Consider the following 21,208-nt stretch of genomic DNA (forward strand, 5'->3'; position numbering starts at 1 on the left):
CATTTTTGTCGGATCGCACGAAGTTCGATCGCTGCGCTGCAAAGGGGGGAATATGTCGAACGCAACGGGCGCGGACGAGCAGGCGCAGAGCTATTTTCCGCATTGGAAGCTCAAGACCTCGGGCGTGATCATGCCCGAGGAGCGGCTGTCATGGGGCCAGACCATCGTCTCCGGTCTCCAGCATTGCGTCGCAATGTCGGGATCAACGATCATCGCGCCGCTGCTGATGGGTTTCGATCCCAATGTTGCGGTCCTGTTTTCCGGCATCGGCACGATGATCTTCTTCGTCATCGTCGCGGGGCGCGTGCCGAGCTATCTCGGCTCGAGCTTTGCGTTCATCGCCGTCGTCCTCGCCGCCACCGGTTACGCCGGGCAGGGGCCGAATCCCAACATCTCTGTTGCGCTCGGCGGCATTGTGGGCGCCGGAGTGCTGTACGGCGTGATCGCGCTGGTCGTGATGTGGTCGGGGATCGGTTGGGTCGAGCGCTTGATGCCGCCGGCCGTCACCGGCGCCGTGGTTGCCGCGATCGGTCTCAACCTCGCACCTGTTGCGGTCAAGGCGGTGAGTGCAAATGGATTCGACACCGGAATAGGGCTCGCGACCGTCCTGATCATCGGTGTTGTCGCCGTCGCCGCTCCCGGCCTGTGGCGCCGGCTGCCGATCATTCTCGGCGCGATCGGCGGATATCTCTTGTACCTGCTGTTCGCGAACGGCCTCGGCTTCGGCAAGCCGATCGACTTCGCGCAACTCTCGGCCGCGCCGTGGTTCGGCCTGCCGAACTTCACGACGCCGACCTTCCACGCCGACGCAATCTTTCTGATCGCGCCGGTTGCGGTCATCCTCGTCGCAGAGAACCTCGGGCACATCAAGGCCGTCGGCGCGATGACGGGCCGGAGCCTCGATACCTATCTCGGCCGCGCCTTGTTCGCCGACAGCCTCGCGACCATCGTGGCGGCCTGCGGCGGCGGCACCGGCGTCACCACTTATGCCGAGAACATCGGGGTCATGGCGGCGACGAAGGTCTATTCGACCCTGCTGTTTGCCTTCGCTGCCACGGTGTCGATCCTGCTCGGCTTCTCGCCGAAATTCGGCGCGCTCATCCTCTCGATCCCCGGGCCCGTCATCGGCGGCCTTTCGATCGTGCTGTTCGGTTTGATCGCGGCGATGGCGGGCCGGATCTGGGTCGAGAACAAGGTCGACTTTGCCAATCCCGCAAATCTGATCACCGTCGCCGTGGCGCTGACCGCGGGTGCCGGCGATCTCACACTCAAATTCGGCGCGTTCACGATCGGCGGAATCGGCACCGCGACCTTTGGCGCGATCATCCTGTATCAGATCCTGACCTCTCCGCTCGCGCGCCGCGCGGAATGAATCCCAGCGATGCGCCAGCGGGATGGAACAAAATCTCGGTTCCATCCATGATGAGGCATCCCGGAGAAAACTCATGCCACAGACTGAACTCTCGCCCGCCTTTCCGTCACGCCTCGTCGGCCGACATGCCCTCGTGACCGGTGCCTCCCAGGGCATCGGCCGTGCCGTCGCGATCAGGCTCGCCCAGGAAGGTGCGACCGTCGCCATCAATTACGTCGATCATCCCGAGAAGGCGGAGGAGACGCTTGCGCTTGCCAGGACAGGATCGAGCGATCGCGGCCATGGCAGGCTCGACCATGTGACCGTCAGGGCCGACGTCAGCAATGAACAGGAGGTCGCTGCGATGTTCGAGACGGTCCTGGTGCGCTGGAAGCGCCTCGACTGTCTCGTCAACAATGCCGGCTTCCAGCGGGAATCGCCGAGCGAGGCGCTCGACATCGAAACATACCGTCGCATCATCGACGTCAATCTCAACGGCGCCGTGCTTTGCGCACAGAAGGCGCTCGCGCATTTCGTCACCCGCGGCGGAGGTGGCAGCATCATCAACTGCTCCAGCGTCCATCAGATCATCCCGAAGCCCGGCTATCTCGCCTATTCGATCAGCAAGGGCGGCATGGCCAACCTGACCCGCACGCTGGCGCTGGAGTTCGCCGGCCGGGGCATTCGCGTCAATGCGGTCGGCCCCGGCGCGATCGACACGCCGATCAACGCGGCCTGGACCGGCGATGCAGACATGCGCGGCGTCGTCACCAGCCACATTCCGCTCGGCCGTGTCGGCTCGCCGGAAGAAATCGCCGCGGTGTTTGCTTTCCTCGCTTCCGATGATGCCAGCTATATCACCGGGCAGACCATCTATGCCTGCGGAGGCCTGACGCTGTTCCCCGAGTTCCGCGAGAACTGGGCGAGCTGATTCCCAGCGACGCAGTCTGAGCCCGGCGCCGCGGAGCCGGGTGATCTCAGCCGAACGGTTGATGTGCGATCTGGCCTCCTGTCTCACAGTCCTTGCGGTCTAATACCGTGGTCTTCGAAGGCGCAAATGCCCCGCATGCCGTTTGGAATAATGAAGGTCGGCCGTGAGCTCTGAAGCCGCTTTGCTGTCAGAGCTGATCGGCCTCGTTTACGACGCCGCGCTCGATCCCACCCTGTGGCCGCGCGCGCTGGCGCAGGCCTGCCTGTTCGTCGGCGGCTCCTCCGGAAGCCTGTTTTGGCACGATGCGGCTACGGAGCAATCCGCGGCACTCCATATGTTCAATGAGGATCCGCACTACACGAAGCTCTATTTCGAAAAATATCTGCCGCTCAATCCCTGTTTTCCCGCCGGCGCGTTCATCGAGGCCGGTCTCGTGTGGGGATCCACCGACCTCATTCCCTTCGAGGAAATCGTGGAGACGCGGTTCTACAGGGAGTGGATGAAGCCGCAGGGCATCATCGATGCTCTCGGAGCGAATCTGGAGAAAAGTGCGACGAGCGCCTCAGTCCTTGCCGTCCGAATGCACGAGAAGGACGGCCTCGCCGATGCCGATGACCGCCGTCGTCTCGGGCTGATCGTCCCGCATTTCCAGCGCGCGGTCTCAATTGGACGATTGTTCGACCAGAGCAAAGCGTCGCAGGCGATTCTGACCCAGACGCTCGACAATGTATCGGCGGCCGTCTTCCTGGTCGGTCCCGGCGCCCGCCTCGCCTTTGCGAACGCGCCGGGCCGCCTCATGCTGGATGAGAGCACGCTCCTGACGCAACGGAACGGAGCGTTGGCTGCAACGGCGCCCGAAGTGCAACGTGCGCTGCGCGATGCGCTTCTTGCCGCCGAGAACGGCGACAGCGCGGTCGGAGCGGGCGGTCCGATTCTGATCTCGACGCCTCTCGGCCGCTGGCTGGCCAATGTGCTGCCGCTGACTTCGGGCGACCGGCAGCGCACCGGCGAACTGCATTCCGCCGTGGCCGCGGTCTTCATGAGCAGATCTTCGCCTGCAAGTCCGCCTCCGCTGGAGGCGCTCGCCAAGCTCTACAAGCTTACGGCGAGCGAAATCCGGGTGATCGACGCCGTGATGAAGGTGAGCGGAGTGAGGGCGCTCGCCGAGCTGCTCGGCTTGACGCAGGCCACCGTCAAGACCCATCTCCACAACGTCTTCCGCAAGACCGGGACGGCGCGGCAGAGCGAGCTCGTCAAGCTGATCGGCGGGTTCGAGCCGGCGGCGCGGGTGTGATCTGGCAAAATGCCGCGACGCAGACTACATCTGCGCCATGGCATACTCTCCGGCGGCAAACCCTCTCCTCCAGGATTTCGTCGGCCGGCACGAAAAACTGTTCGTGCTGACCGGCGCGGGCTGCAGTACCAATTCGGGCATTCCCGACTACCGCGACAGCCATGGCAATTGGAAGCGGACCCAGCCGGTCAACTTCCAGGCCTTCACGTCGGAGGAGCATACCCGCCAGCGCTACTGGGCGCGCAGCCTGATCGGCTGGCGGCGGTTCGGCCAGGCGAAGCCGAACGATGCGCATCGCGCGCTGGCCCGGCTCGAGGCCGGCGGCCGCTGCGAGATGCTGCTCACCCAGAATGTCGACCGGCTGCATCAATCTGCGGGCCACCGGCAGGTGATCGATTTGCACGGGCGGCTCGACCTGGTTTGTTGCATGGGTTGTGGCCGCAAGACGCCGCGCAACGAATTCCAGCATGCGCTCGGCCGTGCCAATTCGGAATGGCTGGCGCTCGACGCCGCTGATGCGCCCGATGGCGATGCCGATCTGGAGCATGCGGATTTCTCGTCGTTCAGGGTGCCGGCTTGCGAAGCCTGCGGCGGCATTCTCAAGCCTGACGTCGTGTTTTTCGGGGAGAACGTCCCACGCGACGTGGTCGCGACCGCGCAGGACCATCTGTCGCAGGCCGATGCCATGCTGATCGTCGGTTCGTCGCTGATGGTCTATTCCGGCTTTCGCTTCGTGCAAGCGGCTGTGCGCCGGCAGATCCCAATTGCCGCCGTCAATCTCGGGCGTACTCGCGCCGATGAGCTTCTGACCCTCAAGGTCGAGGAGCGCTGCGAAGCAGCGCTTGCATTCCTGCTCTGACCGCGCTGGCGGCGAACACGCCTTGCCTATTGCATAGGTGCCAAGCAGAATAGCCGGGCGCGGTGCCGTCCTCGTCGTCCATGGCATGGAAATTGCTGCGTTTTCGACCTGAGTCTTGACGATCAGCACGGAGAATTCTGGAATGCTTGAGGGAGCCGAGGTGCGGCTTGCCGTTGATATCGGTGGCACGTTCACCGACATCGTGCTGGACGTTGGCGCGGTGCGCAAAACCCGCAAGGTCCTGACGACGCCGCAGCGTCCCGAGCAGGCAGTGCTGGATGGGATGCGTCTCATTCTCACGGACGCACGCGCGCATATCAGCGACATCGACGTCTTCATTCACGGCACTACGCTTGCGACTAACGCCATCATCGAGCGCCGCGGCGCCAAGACTGCGCTGATTGCGACGGACGGTTTTCGCGACGTGCTCGATATCGGCACCGAGAGCCGTTACGACCAGTATGATCTCACGATCGACAAGCCGAAGCCGCTGGCGCCACGCAGCCTCCGCTTCACCGTGCCCGAGCGTGTCGATGCGCACGGTGCCGTCCGCCTCCCGCTCGACGAAGCGGCGGTGCGCGCGCTCGCGCCGAAATTGCGTGAGCTGAAAATCGAGAGCGTCGCGATTGCCTTCCTTCACTCCTATGCCAACCCCGAGCACGAGCGCCGCGCGGCCGCGATCATCAGTGAGGAGTTGCCGGGCATCTCCGTAACTGTTTCGTCGGCCGTGTGCCCGGAGATCCGCGAATATGAGCGGACCTCGACGGCGGTCGCCAACGCCTATGTCCAGCCGCTGATCGACGGCTATCTCGCGCGCATGGCGGATGCCCTGCAGGTCGAGCAGTTCCGCGGCGCCATCTATCTCGTGACCTCCGGCGGTGGTGTCACCTCGATCGAGACGGCGCGGCGCTTTCCGGTGCGCCTCGTCGAGTCCGGTCCTGCCGGTGGCGCGATCTTCTCGGCGCAGATTGCCGCGCGTCTCGGCGAGAGCAAGGTGCTATCCTTCGACATGGGCGGTACCACTGCAAAGATCTGTCTGATCGAAAAATACCAGCCTGAGACCTCGCGCGTGTTCGAAGTCGATCGCGCGGCGCGTTTCCTGAAAGGCTCCGGTTTGCCGGTGCGCATTCCCGTGATCGAGATGGTCGAGATCGGCGCCGGCGGCGGCTCGATCGCCCATGTCGACGCGATGAAGCGCGTCACTGTCGGCCCCGAGAGTGCCTCGTCTGAACCAGGGCCCGCTTGCTACGGCCGCGGTGGCCAGCGCCCGGCTGTCACGGATGCGGACGTGGCGCTCGGCATGATCGATCCCGACGCCTTTGCGGGCGGCACGATCAAGCTTGATCCGGAGCTTTCGAAAAAGGCTTTGCTCGGCAGCGTGGGGGAGCCGCTGGGCATGTCGGCGGAAACCGCGGCCTATGCGGTGCACGAGGTCGTCTGCGAGAACATGGCGAGCGCGGCGCGCGTGCACGCGGTCGAGCGCGGCGAGATCGTCGGCCAGCATACGCTGATCGCCTTCGGGGGTGCCGCGCCGCTGCATGCGGCGCGTGTCGCCGAGAAAATCGGCGTGTCGCGCGTGATCGTTCCGTCGAATGCCGGCGTCGGCTCGGCCGTCGGATTCCTCGCAGCTCCGATCGCCTATGAGCTCGTGCGCAGCCGTCACGTCCGGCTCGATGATTTCGACACCGGGGCAGTCTCCGACCTCTTGCAGGAGATGGTGACGGAGGCGCGTGCGCTGGTCGAGCCCGGCGCGGCCGGAGCGCCCGTGCGCGAACGCCGCGCCGCCTTCATGCGTTACGTCGGCCAGGGCCACGAGATCACCGTCGAGCTGCCGAACCGGCCGCTGACCACGGCCGATCTCGCCGGCCTGCGCCAGAAGTTCGAGGCGGACTATTCTGCGATGTTCGAGCGGCCGATCCCGGGTGCGGCGATCGAGGTGCTTAGCTGGTCGGTGCTTGCCACAACCGAGGCACGCAATCCTCCTGCGGTCGCGGCCGTCGCGCGCAAGCCCGCGGCCAAAGCCTCGGGCAGCCGAAAGTTTTTCGACGGAAGGGCAGGCGAGGTGATCGAGATCCCGCTCTATCGCCGCGAGGACATGGCACCGGGCGCGACGATCGCGGGTCCTGCGGTGATCGCCGAGGACGAAACCTCCACCTTCGTCTCGAACAGTTTTGACGCGCATATCGACGGGGCCGGCAGTATCGTCATGGAACGGAAGGCGGCCTGATCATGACCAAGGCAAAAGGCGCGAGCCTGATCGACCTTCAGATCATGTGGCACCGGCTGATCGCCGTGGTCGAGGAGCAGGCGCAGGTGCTGCTCCGCACCGCGTTCAGCCCGATCGTGCGCGAATGCGGTGACCTCTCGGCCGGTGTGTTCGACCTCAAAGGGCGGATGCTGGCACAGGCAGTGACCGGCACGCCCGGCCACGTCAACTCGATGGCGGAATCGGTCAAGCACTTCATCAACCATTTCCCGTTGGAGACGATGAAGGAGGGTGACGCCTACATCACCAACGATCCCTGGATGGGTACCGGCCATCTCAACGACTTCGTCGTGACGACGCCCTGCTTCAAGGACTGCAAGGTCGTCGCGCTGTTCTCCTGCACCAGCCATCTCATGGACATCGGCGGCATCGGCTTCGGCCCAGATGCCACCGACGTATTCATGGAGGGGCTCTACATTCCCATGCTGAAGCTGATCGACCAGGGCGTCGTCAACGAGACGCTGATGGCGATGATCCGCACCAACACGCGTCTGCCGATCGATACCGAGGGCGATACCTATTCGCTGGCCGGCTGCAACGACGTCGGCTGCGAGCGCCTGGTCGAGATGATGACCGAGTTCGGCATCGACACGCTCGACGAGCTCGGCGACTACATCTGCGACCGTTCGCGCGAAGCGGTGCTGTCCGAGGTCGCCAAGCTGCCGAAGGGCAGCTGGCGCAACACCATGGTGGTCGACGGTTATGACGCGCCGGTCACGCTCGCGGCCACGCTGACGATCTCGGACGAAGGCATCCACGTCGATTTCGACGGCACCTCGGCGGCCTCCAAGTTCGGCATCAACGTGCCGCTGTCCTACACCACGGCCTACACCGTGTTCGGCCTCGGCTGCGTCGTCGCCTCGCAGATTCCGAACAATGCCGGCTCGCTCTCGCCACTGACGGTGTCGGCGCCTGCAGGCGCGATCCTCAACGCGCCGAAGCCGGCGCCCGTCGCCTCGCGCCACATCATCGGCCAGATGCTGCCTGACGTCGTGTTCGGCTGCCTGCGCCAGATCATTCCCGAGCGCGTGCCGGCGGAGGGCACGTCGTGCCTGTGGAATCTCAACGTTCGCGGGCAGACCCGCAGCGGCGTCGGTGGCAACTACGGATTCTCGATGGCGGTCACGTCCAACGGCGGCACCGGTGCGCGTTTCAGCAAGGATGGACTTTCGGCGACCGCCTATCCCAGCGGCGTGCGCGGCACGCCGGTGGAGATCGCGGAGACGCAGACGCCGCTGATCTTCTGGCGCAAGGAGCTGCGTCCCGATTCCGGCGGGGCAGGGCGCACCCGCGGCGGCCTCGGCCAGATCATCGAGGTCGGCAGCGGTGTCGATGCCCCGTTCGACATCCTGGCGGCGTTCGATCGCATCGATCATCCGCCGCGCGGCCGCGACGGCGGCAAGAACGGCGAGGCCGGCTATGTCGGTCTCAAGTCCGGCAAGAAGCTGCGCGGCAAGGGCTTTCAACAGGTGCCGCCGGACGACCGACTGGTGGTGCACACGCCCGGCGGCGCCGGCATAGGGGCGCCCGGTGAACGCGATCGTGCCGCGGTTAGGGACGACGTCGAGAGCGGGCTGGTGTCGTCGGACAACGCGGCCGCGGTATACGGCTACACGCGCTGAGGCGCTGAAAAAGTCGTCCCGGTCTCATCGGCCGGGACGATGTCTTGATGAACCGACGTTACGCCGCCGCCTTCTTTCGCGCCTGCTCGGCCTTGTACAGCTCGAACTCCTCCGCGATCGCCTTCGCGACCGACGGCCGCTGGCGCAGGCGCTCGTAATAGGCCTTCACGTTCGGCCATTTCGAAAGCTCGATCGGCGGCGTCGCCATGGTCCAGTTGATGACCGTGACGAGATAGGCATCGGCCACGCTGAAATGGTCGAGCAGGAACTCGCGTCCCTTCAGGTGGTTGTCGAGATAGTCGAGCCGCGACAGGTTCTTCTCCAGCGCATAGGCCTTGGTCTCCTGCGGCGCCTTGCGATCGAGCACGGGGATGAACAGGCCCTTGTGCAGCTCGGTGCCGATGAAGCAGAGCCATTGATGCAGCCGGGTGCGATCGATGCCCTGCGCCGCGCCGAGGCCCGATTGCGGGAAACGGTCGGCGACATATTGCAGGATCGCCGCGTTCTCGGTCAGCACCACGCCCTCGTCGGTACGCAGCGTCGGCACCAGGCCGATCGGGTTCACGGTGCGGAAGTCGGTGCCGTCGTTCAGCACTTTCTTGGTCGGCGGATCGACTTCGAGATAATTCGCCTCGGCACCGGCTTCATAGAGCGCGACGCGCGTCGCCATGGAGCAGGCGAGCGGCGAGAAATAGAGATCCATCTGTAGCCTCCTTGGGCAATTCCTCTTTGGGTGTCGCTCAACCTGGCCAGATTGATTTTTGTACTGTGTTGCATAATATGGACTGGGTCAAGGATTAATTTGCGAGATGGTACAAAAATCGAAGCCGCCAGCTGCTGCCAATGAGCCCGAGCGCCGCGGCGAGCCCGAGCGCCGCGGCGAGCCCGAGCGCCGCGGCGAGCCCAAGCGCCGCGGCCGGCCGCGCACCTACGAGCCCGATGTCGCGCTTGGCAAGGCGCTCGATTTGTTCCGTAGGCAAGGCTTTGCCGCGACCTCGCTCGACGATCTCAGTGAAGCGACCGGGATGAATCGCCCGAGCCTCTATGGCGCTTTCGGCGACAAGCGCGAGCTCTACATCAAGAGCTACCAGCGCTATCGCGAGGACGCGCGCGCATCGATGGTCGAGATCTTTCGCGAAGAGATGCCGTTGCGTCAGCGGCTGGAACGCATCTATGCCGCTGCGCTGAACATCTATCTTTCCGGCGAGACCGGCCCGCGGGGCTGCTTCACCGTGGTGACGGCGGCGTCCGAAGCGGTGGGCGACCCGGAGATTCGCGCCATGGTGCTGGAGGGGCTCGCGGAGCTCGACAAGGCGTTCGCGAATTGCTTCCGCCGCGCCAAGGAGAAGGGCGAGCTACCCGCAGGCGCCGATCCTGCCGCGCTGGCGCAACTTGCGTCCGCTACCGTCCACACCATCGCCATCCGCTCCCGCGCGCGCGTGCCACGCAAGGAGCTGGAGGGAATCGTGAAGGGCGCGATCGATGTGATGGTGGGCGCGGGTACAAGGCCCTGAGCTACCTCCTCGATGCCTTCTTGGGTGCGCCAAGCGCCAAGCGCCGGGCGCGGGGCGCGTAACCCCAGGAGGCCTCAGGCGACGACCTCGAATTAGGGCTTCGCCCTAAATCCTCTTTGGCGTCATGCCTCCCGGCCGAGTGCCGGCGCCAATGTCGCGGCTTCCCGGAAGGCATCGCGCAGAGAGCCCAGCAGTGTCTGCACGCGAGCGAGGTTGGAGCGCGTTGCGGGAACAAGTGCTTTGACCCAGAGATCGGGGACCTGGAGTTGCGGGAGCACCTCGACAAGCGCGCCGGACTTGAGCCGATCGGCCACAGCTGTGCGCGAAGCAATTGCTATTCCGCTGCCTGCGCACAGGCTGTCGATGACGAGCGCGCCGTTGTTGGTCACGAGGTGCGGCCGAACCGTAACCGTCGTCACGCCGTTGCGCCCTTCGAAGGTCCAGGCCGGCCCGATCGGCGAAAACACGATGCAATCGTGATTGACGAGATCGCGAGCGTGCCGGGGATGGCCGCGCCGCGCCAGATAAGAGGGCGCCGCACAAAGCACGCGTTCGAAGACGTGCAAGGGCTCCTCGAGCACGCCATCGAAGGATGACGGCATCATGGTGAGCACGATGTCAAAGCCTTCCTCGACCGGGTTGACCGTGCGGTCCACCAACACTGCGTCGAGCGTCACGCGCGGGTACTTGATCTGAAACGACGACAGCAATTGCGCGAGGTCGATGATCATCGGCGACGCCGGCGCCTTGATGCGCAACTGGCCTTCGAGCTCGTTCGGGGATCGCATGATCCCTTTCGCCATCTCGTCGTATTCGCGCACGATCTGGCGGACGCTGTCGAGGTAGCGCTCGCCGACTTCGGTCAGTGCAAGACGCCGCGTGCTCCGCCGCAACAGCGTAGCCTTCAGTGACCATTCCAACTGTCCGACGCGCTTGGTGATGACCGATGGTGCCACCCCAAGCTGCCGGCCCGCCTCCGAGAAGCTTCCGGCCCGCGCCGTCGCCAGAAACGCCTTCATATTCAAAAGACTATCGGCCATTTAATCCAACCTGGAAAAGATGATCGTGCGAAATAGCATATTCTCCTCCATTCTCGAAGGAAATAGGCTTCCTGGTACCGCAAGCCGTCACCAAAAAACGAACGGCAAGGGGAGGATGAGCATGAGTGCATCTGACATCATCGATGTCACCGATGTCATCGAGCGTCAGCGCCGCAACGGCCTGGTCCTGACGGTTCTGATCCTGTCCACCACGATGATGTTCCTGGACGGTTATGATCTTCAGGCGATGGCCTTTGCCGCGCCGTCGATCATCCGGGCCTGGGGCATCGACCGGGCCGCGCTCGGGATCGTCTTCAGTGCAGGCATTTTTGGCATCCTCGTCGGCGGCCTCGTGTTCGGATCGCTCGGCGACCGCATCGGCCGTCGTCTGTCGATCGTGGCCTCGATGCTGGTGTTCGGCAGCTTCACGCTGGCGACGGTGTGGGCGAATGATGTCACGAGCCTGATCGTGCTCCGCTTCCTCGCGGGCATCGGCATCGGCGGCTTGTCGCCGCTGTGCTACGCGCTCAACCTCGAATATGCGCCTAGCCGGTATCGCGGCACGGCGGTCGCGATCATCATGGTCGGCTATGTCGCGGGCAGCAGCATCGGCGGCTTCATCGCTGCCGGCCTGGTACCGCAATTCGGCTGGACCATCGTGTTCTGGATCGGCGGCGTGCTGCCCCTGCTGGGCGCTGCGCTGTGCTACTTCGCGCTTCCGGAGTCGATCAAGTTCCTGGTGGTCCGCAATCGCGAGCCCGCGGAAATCGCGCGCATCCTCAACAGGATCGAGCCCTCGCTCCAGGCGCAGGCGACGACGCGCTTCGTCCTGCGCGACGAAACAGCCGGAGCTGGCGCCGGCACCGCGCTAATGTCACGGCTTGCGACGCTGTTCGATGGACGGCTTGCGATCATGACTCCATTCCTGTGGGTGGCTTACATCGCGAGCTCGATCACGATGTTCTTCCTCAACAGCTGGACGCCGATCCTGGCGGAGGCGTCCGGGCATACGCCCGCGCAGGCGGCCATGGGCTTGACCGTATTCAGCCTCGGCGGTGCCGTCGGCGGTCTCACCATCGGGCGCGTGCTCGATCGTTTTGGCGTCATTGCCATAGCGATCGTGCCGCTGATTGCTTCACCGCTGGTCGCTTCGCTCGGCTGGGTCGGTCTTGGTGACAGCACCTATTTGGCGACGATGGTGTGCGTCGGCTTCTTCGTGGTGGGCGGTCACCAGGGCCTCAACAGCTCGGTCGGACAGTTCTATTCCAGCGCCAACCGCACCACGGCCGTCGGCTGGGCGCTGTCGGTCGCCAAGATCGGCTCGATCAGCGGACCGCTGGTCGCCGGGATACTGCTCGCGCAGCATCTGCCCTTCTCAAACCTGTTCTTGCTCGCCGCTCTGCCGCCGCTGGTGGTGGCGGCTTGCGTCCTGGTGCTGGGAATCGCGCAGCGCAAGCACACGGCAGCCGCACACAAGATCGATCAAACAGCCGTAGCCTAGACGCGTTGGCGCGAAGCGATGGAGTCCGAAAGATGAAAATGCCCTTCGCAGGCGCGATCGATTGCGACCTGCATCCGCCGATGCCGAGCATGGCGCAGCTCTTGCCGTATCTCGACGACTACTGGCGTGACCAGATCACCAACCGCGCGATCGACCGCATGTCGTTCGCGATGATGAGCTATCCGCCGAATGCGCCGATCAGCGCGCGCGCCGATTGGTGCACCGCTCAGGCCGGGCCGAGCGATCTCGATAGGCTGCGTACTCATGTCCTAGATGCTTTCGATCTCCAGTTTGGCATCGCCAACGTGATGCACGGCGCGATCGCGCTCTACAATGACGATATGGCGGCAGCGATCTGCCGTGCCGTGAACGACTGGCTGCGGGCGGAATGGCTGGATCGCGAGCCAAGGCTGCGAGGGTCCATTCTGGTGCCGCCGCAAGATCCGGCGCAGGCTGTTGCCGAGATCGAGCGCCTCGCGCCCGACCGGCGCTTTGTGCAGGTGGTGCTGCCGGTGATGGGCGAAAAGTTGCTCGGCCGGCGCGAGTTCTTCCCGCTCTATGAGGCGGCAGAACGGCACGGGCTTGTCATCGCCGTGCATGCAGGCAGCACCTATCGGTACGCGCCGACGATCGTAGGCTGGCCGTCCTATCAGTTCGAGGACTACGTCGCGCAAGCACAGGCTTTCGCCAACCAAACCATCAGCCTCGTCGCAGAGGGGGTGTTCCGCCGCTTTCCGCGCCTCAAGGTCGTGATGCTCGAGTCCGGCGTGAGCTGGCTGCCGATGACCGTGTGGCGCACCGACAAGACCTGGCGCGGCGCGCGGCCGGAAGTGCCCTGGGTGGACCGCTGGCCGTCCACGATCATCCAGGAGCATTTGCGCTTCTCGATCCAGCCGTTCGATGCGCCGGATGCGACAGCGGTCGCGCAGACGCTCGACCGGATCGGTTCCGACGCGGTGCTGCTGTTCTCAACCGACTATCCGCACTGGCAGTTTGACGGCGATGACGCGCTGCCTGACGGCCTGCCGCCGGACTCGCTGCAGAGGATTCTCGTCGACAATGCGCTCGCAACCTATCCTCGGCTGGCGCAGGGCGCGGCCTCCGCCGCCGAGCGAGCGAAGGAGGACGCGAGATGAACGCACCCTTCGTCGAACAAAAAGCGCGGCAGACTCTCGCGGTCGTCGATTGCGATATCCATCCGGCTCACCGTACGCCGGGCGAGCTCTTGCCCTATCTTGAACCGCGCTGGCGCGAGCACTACGAGACCCATGGCGTCCATGTGCGGCAGGCGCTGCAGAGCGGGCTGATGTATCCGCGCATGATGGCCGCAGGCATGCGCGCCGATTCGCTTCCCGAGAAGGGCGGTCCCGCGGGGTCGGATCTCGATCTTCTGCGCAGGCAGCATCTGGATCCCGTCAATGTCGAGTTCGGCCTGCTGATGGCGCTCAGCAAGGGGGGCATGGAGGAGCGAAATCCCGGACTTGCGGCGGCGCTTTCGCGCGCCACCAATGACTGGCAGATCGATCGCTGGGTGCGCGAGGAGCCGCGCCTTCGCGCCGGCATCGTCGTGCCGCAGGAGTTTCCCGAAGCGGCTGTGGCCGAGATCGAACGTTGCGCCGGCGATCGCCGCTACGTGCAGATCATGCTGTCGTCGCGGCCTTCGGATCCGCTGGGTCATCGGCGCTATTGGCCGATCTATGAGGCCGCGGAACGTGCTGGCCTGCCGATCGGGCTGCATCCGGTCGGCTACAATGGCGGTCATCCTTCCACGGGCTCTGGCTGGCCGACCTTCTATCTGCAGGAGCACTATGTCTTCGTGGCCTGCATGGAAGCCCTCGCCAGCAGCCTGATCATCGAGGGCGTGTTCGAGCGTTTCCCGAAGCTGAAGGTCGTGCTGGTCGAGGGCGGCTTCGGCTGGGCTCCGGCGCTGGCGTGGCGCATGGACAAGCATTTTGACAAGTTCCGCAAGGAGGTCGCGCATCTCAAGCGGCGTCCCTCGGAATATCTGCGCGAGCACATCTGGTGGACGACGCAGCCGATCGAGGAGCCGGCGCAGGCACGCCACATCGTCGAGATCATTGATTGGATCGGTTGGGACCGGCTGCTCTACTCATCGGACTATCCGCATTGGGACTACGACAATCCGTCTTTTGCGTTCAAATTCCCGATGACCGAGCCGCAGCGCCGCATGATCTTCAGGGACAATGCGCTGGCATTGTATCGCCTCGCATGAGTCGCCATGTGGTCTGCCCGGCAGCCGAGTTGCCGCCCGGTGCGCGCAAGGTCGTCGTCGTCGACGGCCGCGAGATTGGTGTGTTCAATGTCGAGGGGCGCCTGCATGCGCTGCTCAACCGCTGTCCGCACGGCGGGGCTGCGATCTGCTCTGGCGTGGTCACCGGCCTTAGCCAGTCGTCCGGCCCGGGCGACTATCGTCTGGAACGCCGGGGTGAGTTCCTGCGCTGCCCTTGGCACGGCTGGGAGTTCGACATGGCGACCGGCCAATCCTGGTGCGATCCGCGCCGCACCAGGGTGCGCAGCTTCGAGGTGAAGCTTGAGGCCGGTTCCGATCTCGTAATGGGACCCTATGTGGCGGAGCGATATCCCGTCACGGTCGAAGACGCTTATGTCGTAGTCGATTTCCAAGAACCTGGGGCGCGCGCCCCTGCCTAGGCGGCGCGAATATGCGCGAGGAAACGATTCACCTCGTCGCGCAGGCGCTGAGACTGTTTTGACAGCTCAACTGCCGAGGCCAGCACCTCTTCCGCGGCCGTGCCCGTCGCCGCGATGCCGTCTGTGACGCCCGCGATGTTCTGCGAGACCTCGCCGGTGCGCGCGGCGGCCTGCTGGACGTTCTGCGCGATCTCCTGCGTCGCCGTCCCCTGCTGGCCGACGGCTGCCGCGATCGCGGCGGAGATCTCGTCGACTTGCTGGATCGTTGCGCAGATTGATTGGATGCCGTCGACCGCGCCAGTGGTCTCGCCCTGGACCGCGGTCACCTGCGCGCTGATCTCTTCGGTCGCCTTGGCGGTCTGGGTCGCGAGCGCCTTGACCTCGGATGCTACCACCGCAAAGCCGCGACCGGCTTCGCCCGCGCGCGCCGCCTCGATCGTCGCATTCAGCGCCAGCAGATTGGTCTGCCCGGCGATGCCGCTGATGAAGGAGACGACGTCGCCGATTTTTTGCGCGGCATCGGCGAGGCTCTGGACGCGCGCATTTGACGCCTGTCCATCGCTCGCGGCCTTACCCACCACTTCGGTCGCATGCGCGAGGCGGCGGCTGATCTCGGTCATCGATGAGGACAATTCCTCCGCCGCGGCCGCGACCGTCTGCACGTTCTCCGAGGCGAGCGCCGAGGCCAACGACACCGTGCGGGTCTGCTGTCGTGACTGCTCTACGATGGCGGACATCGAGCGCGCGGTGTGCTCCATTTCGACCGCAGCCGAAGACACCGTCGTGACGACGTCGCGGATGGATGCCTCGAAATTATCAGCGAGCGCGGCAAAGGCGCGCCGCTTCTCGGCCTCGGATTGCACCTTGGCCTCGAGCTGTTCGGCCTGGAGCTTGCCGAACTTGACGGCATTGTCGCGGAACACCGCGACCGCCTTCACCATGGCGCCGACTTCGTCGTTCGCTTTGCTTTCGGGAACGGTGACGTCGAGCCGGCCCTCGGCAAGCTCGCGCATGACGTTCGTGATGGAGAGGATCGGCCGCGAGATTCCGCGCGCGATGAGATAGCCGACGATGGCGGCGAGGATCAACGCGAGTGCGGCGATGCCGATCGAAAGCCGCCAGGCGCGATCGGCGGAGGCCACGTAGTCGGAGTTGTCCATCACCAGTTCGACGGCACCGAGCGGCTTTCCGGAAAAGTCCTTGATCGGTCCGAGCAGTGCGGCGACCCGTGTGGTGCCGAGCGTCGCCTGCCGCACCGTAAAGTCGCCGGTGGCGGCGCGGCCGTAATCGGCTACCTCGAAGAAGCTCTTGCCCTTCAGTGTGCCGCCGAACAGCTTGAAGCCCGCGCCGTCGGCGAGATGGAAGGCGATATCGACGTGGCGGTTGAGCTTGAAATCGTCGAGGAAGGACTGGCCGAAGCTCAGGCCGAATTCCACCGAGCCGAGATGCTTGCCGGCTTGTGCAATCGGCACCACGCCGCGGATGCCGAGCCCGGCGACGCCGCCTTCGAGGCCGACGACGACCTTGCGCTCCAGATTGGCGTCGACGACGGTCTTGCGGAAGCTCGAGAGGTCGTCGCCGAACTTCGCCGGCTGGTGCACGCGCAGGAAGGATGTCGCGGGCGGCGTATGGAACTGGAACTGCTCGACGCCGTACTCCGATTTGGTAGCGGCGAACACCGGGCCGAACAGGCGCACCAGCGCCTCGCGATCCTGCTTCGCCATCGCCTCCTGCGTCGCCGGCATCGCGGCCACGACCGTGCTCATGGCGGCGGCGCGGTGGGACTCTTCGGCAATTCGCGACAACAAAGCATCGTAATGACTGCGCAGTTCCCGCTGATCGGCGCGGTCGATGATCCCCGCAATGATCCACATCGCGCCGAGCACGGCAATCAGCGCGGTCGCTGCCGCCGTCACGGCTAGTGCCACCGTGATCCGCATCCTGAGGCCGAGGCTCGTCCGCATGTCCGACTCGTTCGTTGAGCGTTGATTAACAACACCTATCAACTTCTCGCTAAGAGAGGGTGAACGGGATACCGGCGGAACAGGGGGTGATGGTTGTGTGATGCTGGCTATCGGCCAAAACATCGCGGGTCATCCCGGCGAAGGCCGGGGAGTAGTTTGACGAAGATCGCCGTTCGGTACTCCGACCAACCACGATCGATAGATCACGCGGTAAGGGTCCCGGCCTCCGCCGGGACGACACCGTAAGAGCGGCGCGCTACCGAATCCTAGTACCCTCTGCTGCGGTCTACCACGTTCTCCAGCGCTCCCCCCGCCTCGAACCGCGCGATCTGCTCGGCGACATAGGCCGAGATCGCATCCGCGTCGGTGTCGGCGGCGTTGTGCGGGGTCAGCACCACCCTGGGGTGGGTCCAGAACCGGCTGTCGGCGGGCTGTGGTTCCTGCACGAAGACGTCGAGCGAGGCGGCGCCCAGCGTGCCGTCGTCGAGGCAGGCCAGGATGTCGGCCTCGTTCTGCAGGCCGCCGCGGCCGGCATTGATCAGAACGGGCGCGCCGAGCGGGCTCTTGCGGTTGAGTTTTGCAAAGACGTCGCGGTTGAGGATGCCGTGCGTGTCCGGTGTCAGCGGCAGCAGTGAGACCAGGATGTCGGTCTTGCGCAGGAACGCATCCATTCCGGCGCTGCCGTGAAAGCACTCGACACCGGCGATGGTGCGCGGGCTGCGGCTCCAGCCGGTGACTCGGAAGCCGAGCCGCCGCAGCACATCGGCCGCGTCGGCGCCTAACGTGCCCAAGCCCATGACGCCGACCGTGACTGCGCTCGTCGGCCACTGATATTTCGGCTCCCAGCGCTTGGTGCGCTGCGAGTCGCGCAGGTACAGCTCCTGACGGTGATGCATCAGCACGTGCAGCACGACATATTCGGTCATGCGGTTGGTCAGATCAGGCACCGCGACACGCACCAGCGGCACGTTGGGCAGGCTCTTGTCCGCCATCAGCGCATCGACGCCGGCGCCGAGATTGAAGATCGCCCGCAGATTGGGGAATGAGCCGAGATCGCCCGGCACCGGCTTCCACACCGCGGCATAGTGCACTTCGGCCGGATCAAGCCCGGCATCCGGCAGCAGCGCGACGCGGCGGCCGCCGCAGACCGCGTCGAACCGGGCCTTCCAGCGCTCCGGCAGCCAGTTCTGCTGCGTGCTGTTGATCAAGACGGCCAGGGTGCCCAGGGTCATTCGAAGTGCCTCGTCGGTTCCGCTTTCAAGAACCCTCCTTGGCACGATCCGACGGATTTTTCTCGCAAATTTTTTCCGCAGCCGTGTCGGGGCGGGGCATAGTGGATCGTCTTCAAAACAAGCGTTCAGGGAAGGTGCTGCCCATGCTTTATGCGATCCTTTGCTATCATGACGAGGACTTCGTCGGCTCCTGGAGCAAGGACCAGGATGAGGCCGTGATGAAGAAGCTCGCCGTGGTGCAGGAGAAGCTCACGAGCCAAGGGCGGCTCGGACCGGTGGCCCGCCTGCTGCCGACCACGGCGGCCGCGACCTTGCGCAAGGAAGATCCGCCGCTGGTGCTCGACGGCCCCTATGCCGAGACCAAGGAGCAACTGCTCGGCTTCTACATCGTCGATTGCAAGAACCTGGACGACGCGCTCGACGTCGCGCGCGACCTTGGCGCGGCCAACCCGGGCGGCGCCTACGAGGTGCGGCCGGTCGGCGTGTTCCGGCCCGGAGGAATTTCGGCGTGAGCGACACCGACACCGCCTGGATCGAGACCGCGCTGACCTCGGCGCGACCTCAGGCGGTTGGCGCACTGCTACGCTATTTCCGCGATCTCGATACGGCCGAGGAGGCGTTTCAGAACGCCTGCCTGCGTGCGCTGAAGACTTGGCCACAGAACGGACCGCCGCGCGACCCCGCGGCCTGGCTGATCATGGTCGGCCGCAATGTCGCGATCGACGAGGTGCGCCGCACCCGCAAGCAGCAGCCGCTGCCCGAGGACGACCAGGCGATCTCCGATCTCGACGACGCCGAAGGCGCGCTGGCCGAGCGGCTCGACGGCTCGCATTACCGCGACGACATTCTGCGGCTGATGTTCATCTGCTGTCATCCGCAATTGCCGGCGACGCAGCAGATCGCGCTCGCGTTGCGCATCGTCTCGGGTCTGACCGTGAAGCAGATTGCGCGCGCTTTCCTGGTTTCGGAAGCCGCGATGGAGCAGCGCATCACCCGCGCCAAGGCAAAGGTCGCGGAAGCCGGGACGCCGTTCGAGGCGCCCGGCGCGGTCGAGCGGTCCGAGCGGCTCGCCGGCGTCGCGGCGATGATCTATCTGATATTCAACGAGGGCTACTCTGCGAGCGGCGACACGGCCGAGATCCGCAAGCCGCTCTGCGAGGAGGCGATCCGGCTGGCGCGGCTGCTGTTGCGGCTGTTTCAGAGCGAGCCCGAGATCATGGGGCTCACAGCGCTCATCTTGTTGCAGCATGCGCGAAGCGCCGCGCGCTTTGCCGAAGACGGTTCGCTCATTCTGCTGGACGACCAGGACCGCTCGCTGTGGAACCGCACCATGATCGCGGAAGGCCTCGCCTTGATCGACAAGGCGATGCGCCACCGCCGCAGCGGGCCCTACCAGATCCAGGCCGCGATCGCCGCACTGCATGCGCGCGCGGCGACGCCGGAGGAGACCGACTGGGCCCAGATCGACCTGCTCTACGGTGCGTTGGAAGTTGTGCAGCCTTCGCCGGTGGTGACCCTCAACCGCGCGGTCGCCGTCTCCAAGGTGCGCGGGCCGCAAGCCGCGCTCGACCTGATCGAGCCGCTGGCGCCGAAACTCGCCAACTACTTCCATTTCTACGGTGTGCGCGGCGCCTTCCTGATGCAACTCGGCTGCAACGACGAAGCCCGCATCGCCTTCGATCGCGCCATCGCGCTCGCCAACACGTCGGCCGAGGCCGCCCACATCCGCATGCACATCGATCGCCTGATCCGGGACAGCCAGCCGAAGAGCGGCGGCGCCCGCCAGGGCGTCAAGGCGAAATAGCGTGCAACTCTCTCCTCGACGTCATGCCCGGCCATGACGCGGAGCGGGCACGGTGCAAAAATTTGCTTCCCGTGTGTCGGCCACGGCCACCCCCCTTCGTCTTAATCCCGGATCAAGGGAGTCGTCCATGTTGAGATTCATTGCCATTATCGCTGTCGTGCTCGCGGTCGGGATCGCAGGCATCTTCGTTTTCGCGTCGACCAAACCCGACACGTTCCGTGTCGAGCGCTCGCTCGCGCTGAAGGCGCCGGCCGCGGCGATCTATCCGCTGGTCGCCGATTTCCACTTCTGGACCAACTGGTCGCCTTATGAAGAGCGCGATCCCGCGATGAAGCGCTCCTTCGGGGGAACTGCAGCCGGGAAGGGTGCCACTTATGCCTGGGACGGCAACAACAATGTCGGCGCCGGTCATATGGAGATCCTCGAGGCGAGCACGCCGTCGAAACTCCGTATCAAGCTCGATTTCGAGCGGCCCTTCGAAGGCCACAACACCGCGGAGTTCACCTTTGTGCCGCAAGGCGATGCCACACTGGTCACATGGGCGATGTACGGTCCGGCTCCCTTCATGTCCAAGGTGATGCAGGTCTTCGTCAACATGGACAATATGATCGGCAAGGATTTCGAGGCCGGCCTCGCGGGCCTCAAGAAGCTCACGGAGAAGTAACGTCAGTCACCGTCCGGCGAAACGAAGAGGAGAGAAACGATGCTCAATCCCTATCTGTTCTATCAGGACACCTGCGAAGCCGCATTCAATCATTACGCCAAGGTGCTCGGCGGCAAGATCGAGATGATGATGCGTGCGAGCGAAGCGCCCGCCGATATGCGCCCATCGCCTGGACGCGAGAAGATGATCATGCATGCGCGGATGTCGCTGCCCGACGGCAGCGTGCTGATGGCATCCGACTCACCGCCCGAGCATGCCCAAAAGCCCCAGGGCTTCTCGATTTCGCTCACGGTCGCGGACCCCGCGGAGGGCGAGCGCAAGTTCAACGCGCTCGCCGACGGTGGAACCGTCACGATGCCCTTCAGCAAGACGTTCTGGGCCAAGGGCTTCGGCATGTGTGTCGACAAGTTCGGGATTCCCTGGATGGTGAACTGTCCGGCCGAAGGGATGTGAGCACACGGGCGATATGCGTTGAGCGGCGAGACCCTCTCTCCAT

At 64.8% G+C, this 21,208-nt stretch carries 19 protein-coding genes; 15 read left to right on the top strand and 4 right to left on the bottom strand.

Annotated features, from left to right (window positions below; translation table 11 throughout):
• Positions 1–52 precede the first annotated feature (52 nt).
• The 6 genes from ACWAT4_RS06100 (at position 53) to ACWAT4_RS06125 (ending at position 8,323) form a co-directional block, all read left to right on the top strand.
• Complete coding sequence (locus ACWAT4_RS06100) at positions 53–1,372, top strand: solute carrier family 23 protein (RefSeq protein ID WP_449730041.1); 1,320 nt, start codon at positions 53–55, stop codon at positions 1,370–1,372.
• Positions 1,373–1,445: 73 nt separating this feature from the next.
• Positions 1,446–2,282, top strand: a complete 837-nt coding sequence (locus ACWAT4_RS06105; RefSeq protein WP_449730042.1) for an SDR family oxidoreductase — start codon at positions 1,446–1,448, stop codon at positions 2,280–2,282.
• A 163-nt stretch (positions 2,283–2,445) separates the two neighbouring features.
• Complete coding sequence (locus tag ACWAT4_RS06110; protein WP_449730043.1) at positions 2,446–3,576, top strand: helix-turn-helix transcriptional regulator; 1,131 nt, start codon at positions 2,446–2,448, stop codon at positions 3,574–3,576.
• Positions 3,577–3,613: 37 nt separating this feature from the next.
• Positions 3,614–4,435 carry an NAD-dependent protein deacetylase gene (locus ACWAT4_RS06115; RefSeq protein ID WP_449730044.1) on the top strand — a complete coding sequence of 274 codons (822 nt, stop codon included), beginning with the start codon at positions 3,614–3,616 and terminating at the stop codon, positions 4,433–4,435.
• A 142-nt stretch (positions 4,436–4,577) separates the two neighbouring features.
• Complete coding sequence (locus ACWAT4_RS06120) at positions 4,578–6,662, top strand: hydantoinase/oxoprolinase family protein (RefSeq protein WP_449730045.1); 2,085 nt, start codon at positions 4,578–4,580, stop codon at positions 6,660–6,662.
• Between the two features lie 2 nt (positions 6,663–6,664).
• Positions 6,665–8,323: a hydantoinase B/oxoprolinase family protein gene (locus ACWAT4_RS06125; RefSeq protein ID WP_449730046.1), complete on the top strand. Its 1,659-nt coding sequence runs from the start codon at positions 6,665–6,667 to the stop codon at positions 8,321–8,323.
• Positions 8,324–8,381: 58 nt separating this feature from the next.
• On the opposite strand, the gene ACWAT4_RS06130 is transcribed toward ACWAT4_RS06125, so the two are convergent.
• Positions 8,382–9,026, bottom strand: coding sequence for a glutathione binding-like protein (locus ACWAT4_RS06130; protein ID WP_212446303.1), 645 nt, complete (start codon positions 9,024–9,026; stop codon positions 8,382–8,384).
• A 106-nt stretch (positions 9,027–9,132) separates the two neighbouring features.
• Between ACWAT4_RS06130 and ACWAT4_RS06135 the strand changes: the two genes are divergently transcribed.
• Entirely contained in the window at positions 9,133–9,837 is a 705-nt protein-coding gene (locus ACWAT4_RS06135; RefSeq protein WP_449730047.1) for a TetR/AcrR family transcriptional regulator, read from the top strand.
• Between the two features lie 122 nt (positions 9,838–9,959).
• Here the strand turns inward: ACWAT4_RS06135 and ACWAT4_RS06140 are convergent, their stop codons facing one another.
• Positions 9,960–10,877 (bottom strand): LysR family transcriptional regulator, encoded by a 918-nt coding sequence (locus ACWAT4_RS06140; protein ID WP_212446304.1) that lies wholly within the window; start codon positions 10,875–10,877, stop codon positions 9,960–9,962.
• 121 nt (positions 10,878–10,998) lie between these two features.
• On the opposite strand from ACWAT4_RS06140, the gene ACWAT4_RS06145 reads away from it, so the two are divergent.
• From ACWAT4_RS06145 to ACWAT4_RS06160, 4 genes are read left to right on the top strand one after another with little or no spacing between them, the layout of a single operon-like run.
• Positions 10,999–12,378 (top strand): MFS transporter, encoded by a 1,380-nt coding sequence (locus ACWAT4_RS06145; RefSeq protein WP_449730048.1) that lies wholly within the window; start codon positions 10,999–11,001, stop codon positions 12,376–12,378.
• Between the two features lie 32 nt (positions 12,379–12,410).
• Positions 12,411–13,514 carry an amidohydrolase family protein gene (locus ACWAT4_RS06150; protein ID WP_449730049.1) on the top strand — a complete coding sequence of 368 codons (1,104 nt, stop codon included), beginning with the start codon at positions 12,411–12,413 and terminating at the stop codon, positions 13,512–13,514.
• Positions 13,511–14,611, top strand: a complete 1,101-nt coding sequence (locus ACWAT4_RS06155; protein ID WP_212425914.1) for an amidohydrolase family protein — start codon at positions 13,511–13,513, stop codon at positions 14,609–14,611. The genes ACWAT4_RS06150 and ACWAT4_RS06155 overlap by 4 nt, the downstream gene beginning before the upstream one ends.
• Complete coding sequence (locus ACWAT4_RS06160; RefSeq protein WP_449730050.1) at positions 14,608–15,048, top strand: Rieske (2Fe-2S) protein; 441 nt, start codon at positions 14,608–14,610, stop codon at positions 15,046–15,048. The genes ACWAT4_RS06155 and ACWAT4_RS06160 overlap by 4 nt, the downstream gene beginning before the upstream one ends.
• Here ACWAT4_RS06160 and ACWAT4_RS06165 read toward each other — a convergent pair.
• Positions 15,045–17,012, bottom strand: coding sequence for a methyl-accepting chemotaxis protein (locus ACWAT4_RS06165; protein ID WP_449730051.1), 1,968 nt, complete (start codon positions 17,010–17,012; stop codon positions 15,045–15,047). The two genes, ACWAT4_RS06160 and ACWAT4_RS06165, sit on opposite strands and share 4 nt — an antisense overlap.
• A 266-nt stretch (positions 17,013–17,278) precedes the next feature.
• Positions 17,279–18,244 (bottom strand): 2-hydroxyacid dehydrogenase, encoded by a 966-nt coding sequence (locus ACWAT4_RS06170; protein ID WP_449730052.1) that lies wholly within the window; start codon positions 18,242–18,244, stop codon positions 17,279–17,281.
• A gap of 143 nt (positions 18,245–18,387) precedes the next feature.
• On the opposite strand from ACWAT4_RS06170, the gene ACWAT4_RS06175 reads away from it, so the two are divergent.
• From ACWAT4_RS06175 to ACWAT4_RS06190, 4 genes are all read left to right on the top strand, one after another.
• Positions 18,388–18,756 (top strand): YciI family protein, encoded by a 369-nt coding sequence (locus tag ACWAT4_RS06175; RefSeq protein WP_194466203.1) that lies wholly within the window; start codon positions 18,388–18,390, stop codon positions 18,754–18,756.
• Entirely contained in the window at positions 18,753–20,048 is a 1,296-nt protein-coding gene (locus ACWAT4_RS06180) for an RNA polymerase sigma factor (RefSeq protein ID WP_212298255.1), read from the top strand. Before ACWAT4_RS06175 ends, ACWAT4_RS06180 begins: the two co-directional genes overlap by 4 nt.
• Positions 20,049–20,175: 127 nt before the next feature.
• A complete protein-coding gene (locus tag ACWAT4_RS06185) occupies positions 20,176–20,712 on the top strand; it encodes an SRPBCC family protein (protein WP_449730053.1) in 537 nt (178 codons plus the stop codon).
• Positions 20,713–20,751: 39 nt separating this feature from the next.
• On the top strand, positions 20,752–21,165 hold the full coding sequence (locus ACWAT4_RS06190) for a VOC family protein (protein ID WP_212298253.1): 414 nt from the start codon (positions 20,752–20,754) through the stop codon (positions 21,163–21,165).
• The last annotated feature ends 43 nt before the right edge of the window (positions 21,166–21,208 follow it).

It is taken from the genome of Bradyrhizobium sp. T-1 (assembly GCF_053592855.1).

Coding starts and splice junctions, on each gene's coding strand:
- ACWAT4_RS06155 (WP_212425914.1), top strand. CDS start 13,511: ATGAACGCACCCTTCGTCGAACAAAAAGCGCGGCAGACTCTCGCGGTC.
- ACWAT4_RS06175 (WP_194466203.1), top strand. CDS start 18,388: ATGCTTTATGCGATCCTTTGCTATCATGACGAGGACTTCGTCGGCTCC.
- ACWAT4_RS06170 (WP_449730052.1), bottom strand. CDS start 18,244: ATGACCCTGGGCACCCTGGCCGTCTTGATCAACAGCACGCAGCAGAAC.
- ACWAT4_RS06120 (WP_449730045.1), top strand. CDS start 4,578: ATGCTTGAGGGAGCCGAGGTGCGGCTTGCCGTTGATATCGGTGGCACG.
- ACWAT4_RS06160 (WP_449730050.1), top strand. CDS start 14,608: ATGAGTCGCCATGTGGTCTGCCCGGCAGCCGAGTTGCCGCCCGGTGCG.
- ACWAT4_RS06190 (WP_212298253.1), top strand. CDS start 20,752: ATGCTCAATCCCTATCTGTTCTATCAGGACACCTGCGAAGCCGCATTC.
- ACWAT4_RS06145 (WP_449730048.1), top strand. CDS start 10,999: ATGAGTGCATCTGACATCATCGATGTCACCGATGTCATCGAGCGTCAG.
- ACWAT4_RS06140 (WP_212446304.1), bottom strand. CDS start 10,877: ATGGCCGATAGTCTTTTGAATATGAAGGCGTTTCTGGCGACGGCGCGG.
- ACWAT4_RS06185 (WP_449730053.1), top strand. CDS start 20,176: ATGTTGAGATTCATTGCCATTATCGCTGTCGTGCTCGCGGTCGGGATC.
- ACWAT4_RS06125 (WP_449730046.1), top strand. CDS start 6,665: ATGACCAAGGCAAAAGGCGCGAGCCTGATCGACCTTCAGATCATGTGG.
- ACWAT4_RS06130 (WP_212446303.1), bottom strand. CDS start 9,026: ATGGATCTCTATTTCTCGCCGCTCGCCTGCTCCATGGCGACGCGCGTC.
- ACWAT4_RS06165 (WP_449730051.1), bottom strand. CDS start 17,012: ATGCGGACGAGCCTCGGCCTCAGGATGCGGATCACGGTGGCACTAGCC.
- ACWAT4_RS06135 (WP_449730047.1), top strand. CDS start 9,133: ATGGTACAAAAATCGAAGCCGCCAGCTGCTGCCAATGAGCCCGAGCGC.
- ACWAT4_RS06150 (WP_449730049.1), top strand. CDS start 12,411: ATGAAAATGCCCTTCGCAGGCGCGATCGATTGCGACCTGCATCCGCCG.
- ACWAT4_RS06105 (WP_449730042.1), top strand. CDS start 1,446: ATGCCACAGACTGAACTCTCGCCCGCCTTTCCGTCACGCCTCGTCGGC.
- ACWAT4_RS06115 (WP_449730044.1), top strand. CDS start 3,614: ATGGCATACTCTCCGGCGGCAAACCCTCTCCTCCAGGATTTCGTCGGC.
- ACWAT4_RS06100 (WP_449730041.1), top strand. CDS start 53: ATGTCGAACGCAACGGGCGCGGACGAGCAGGCGCAGAGCTATTTTCCG.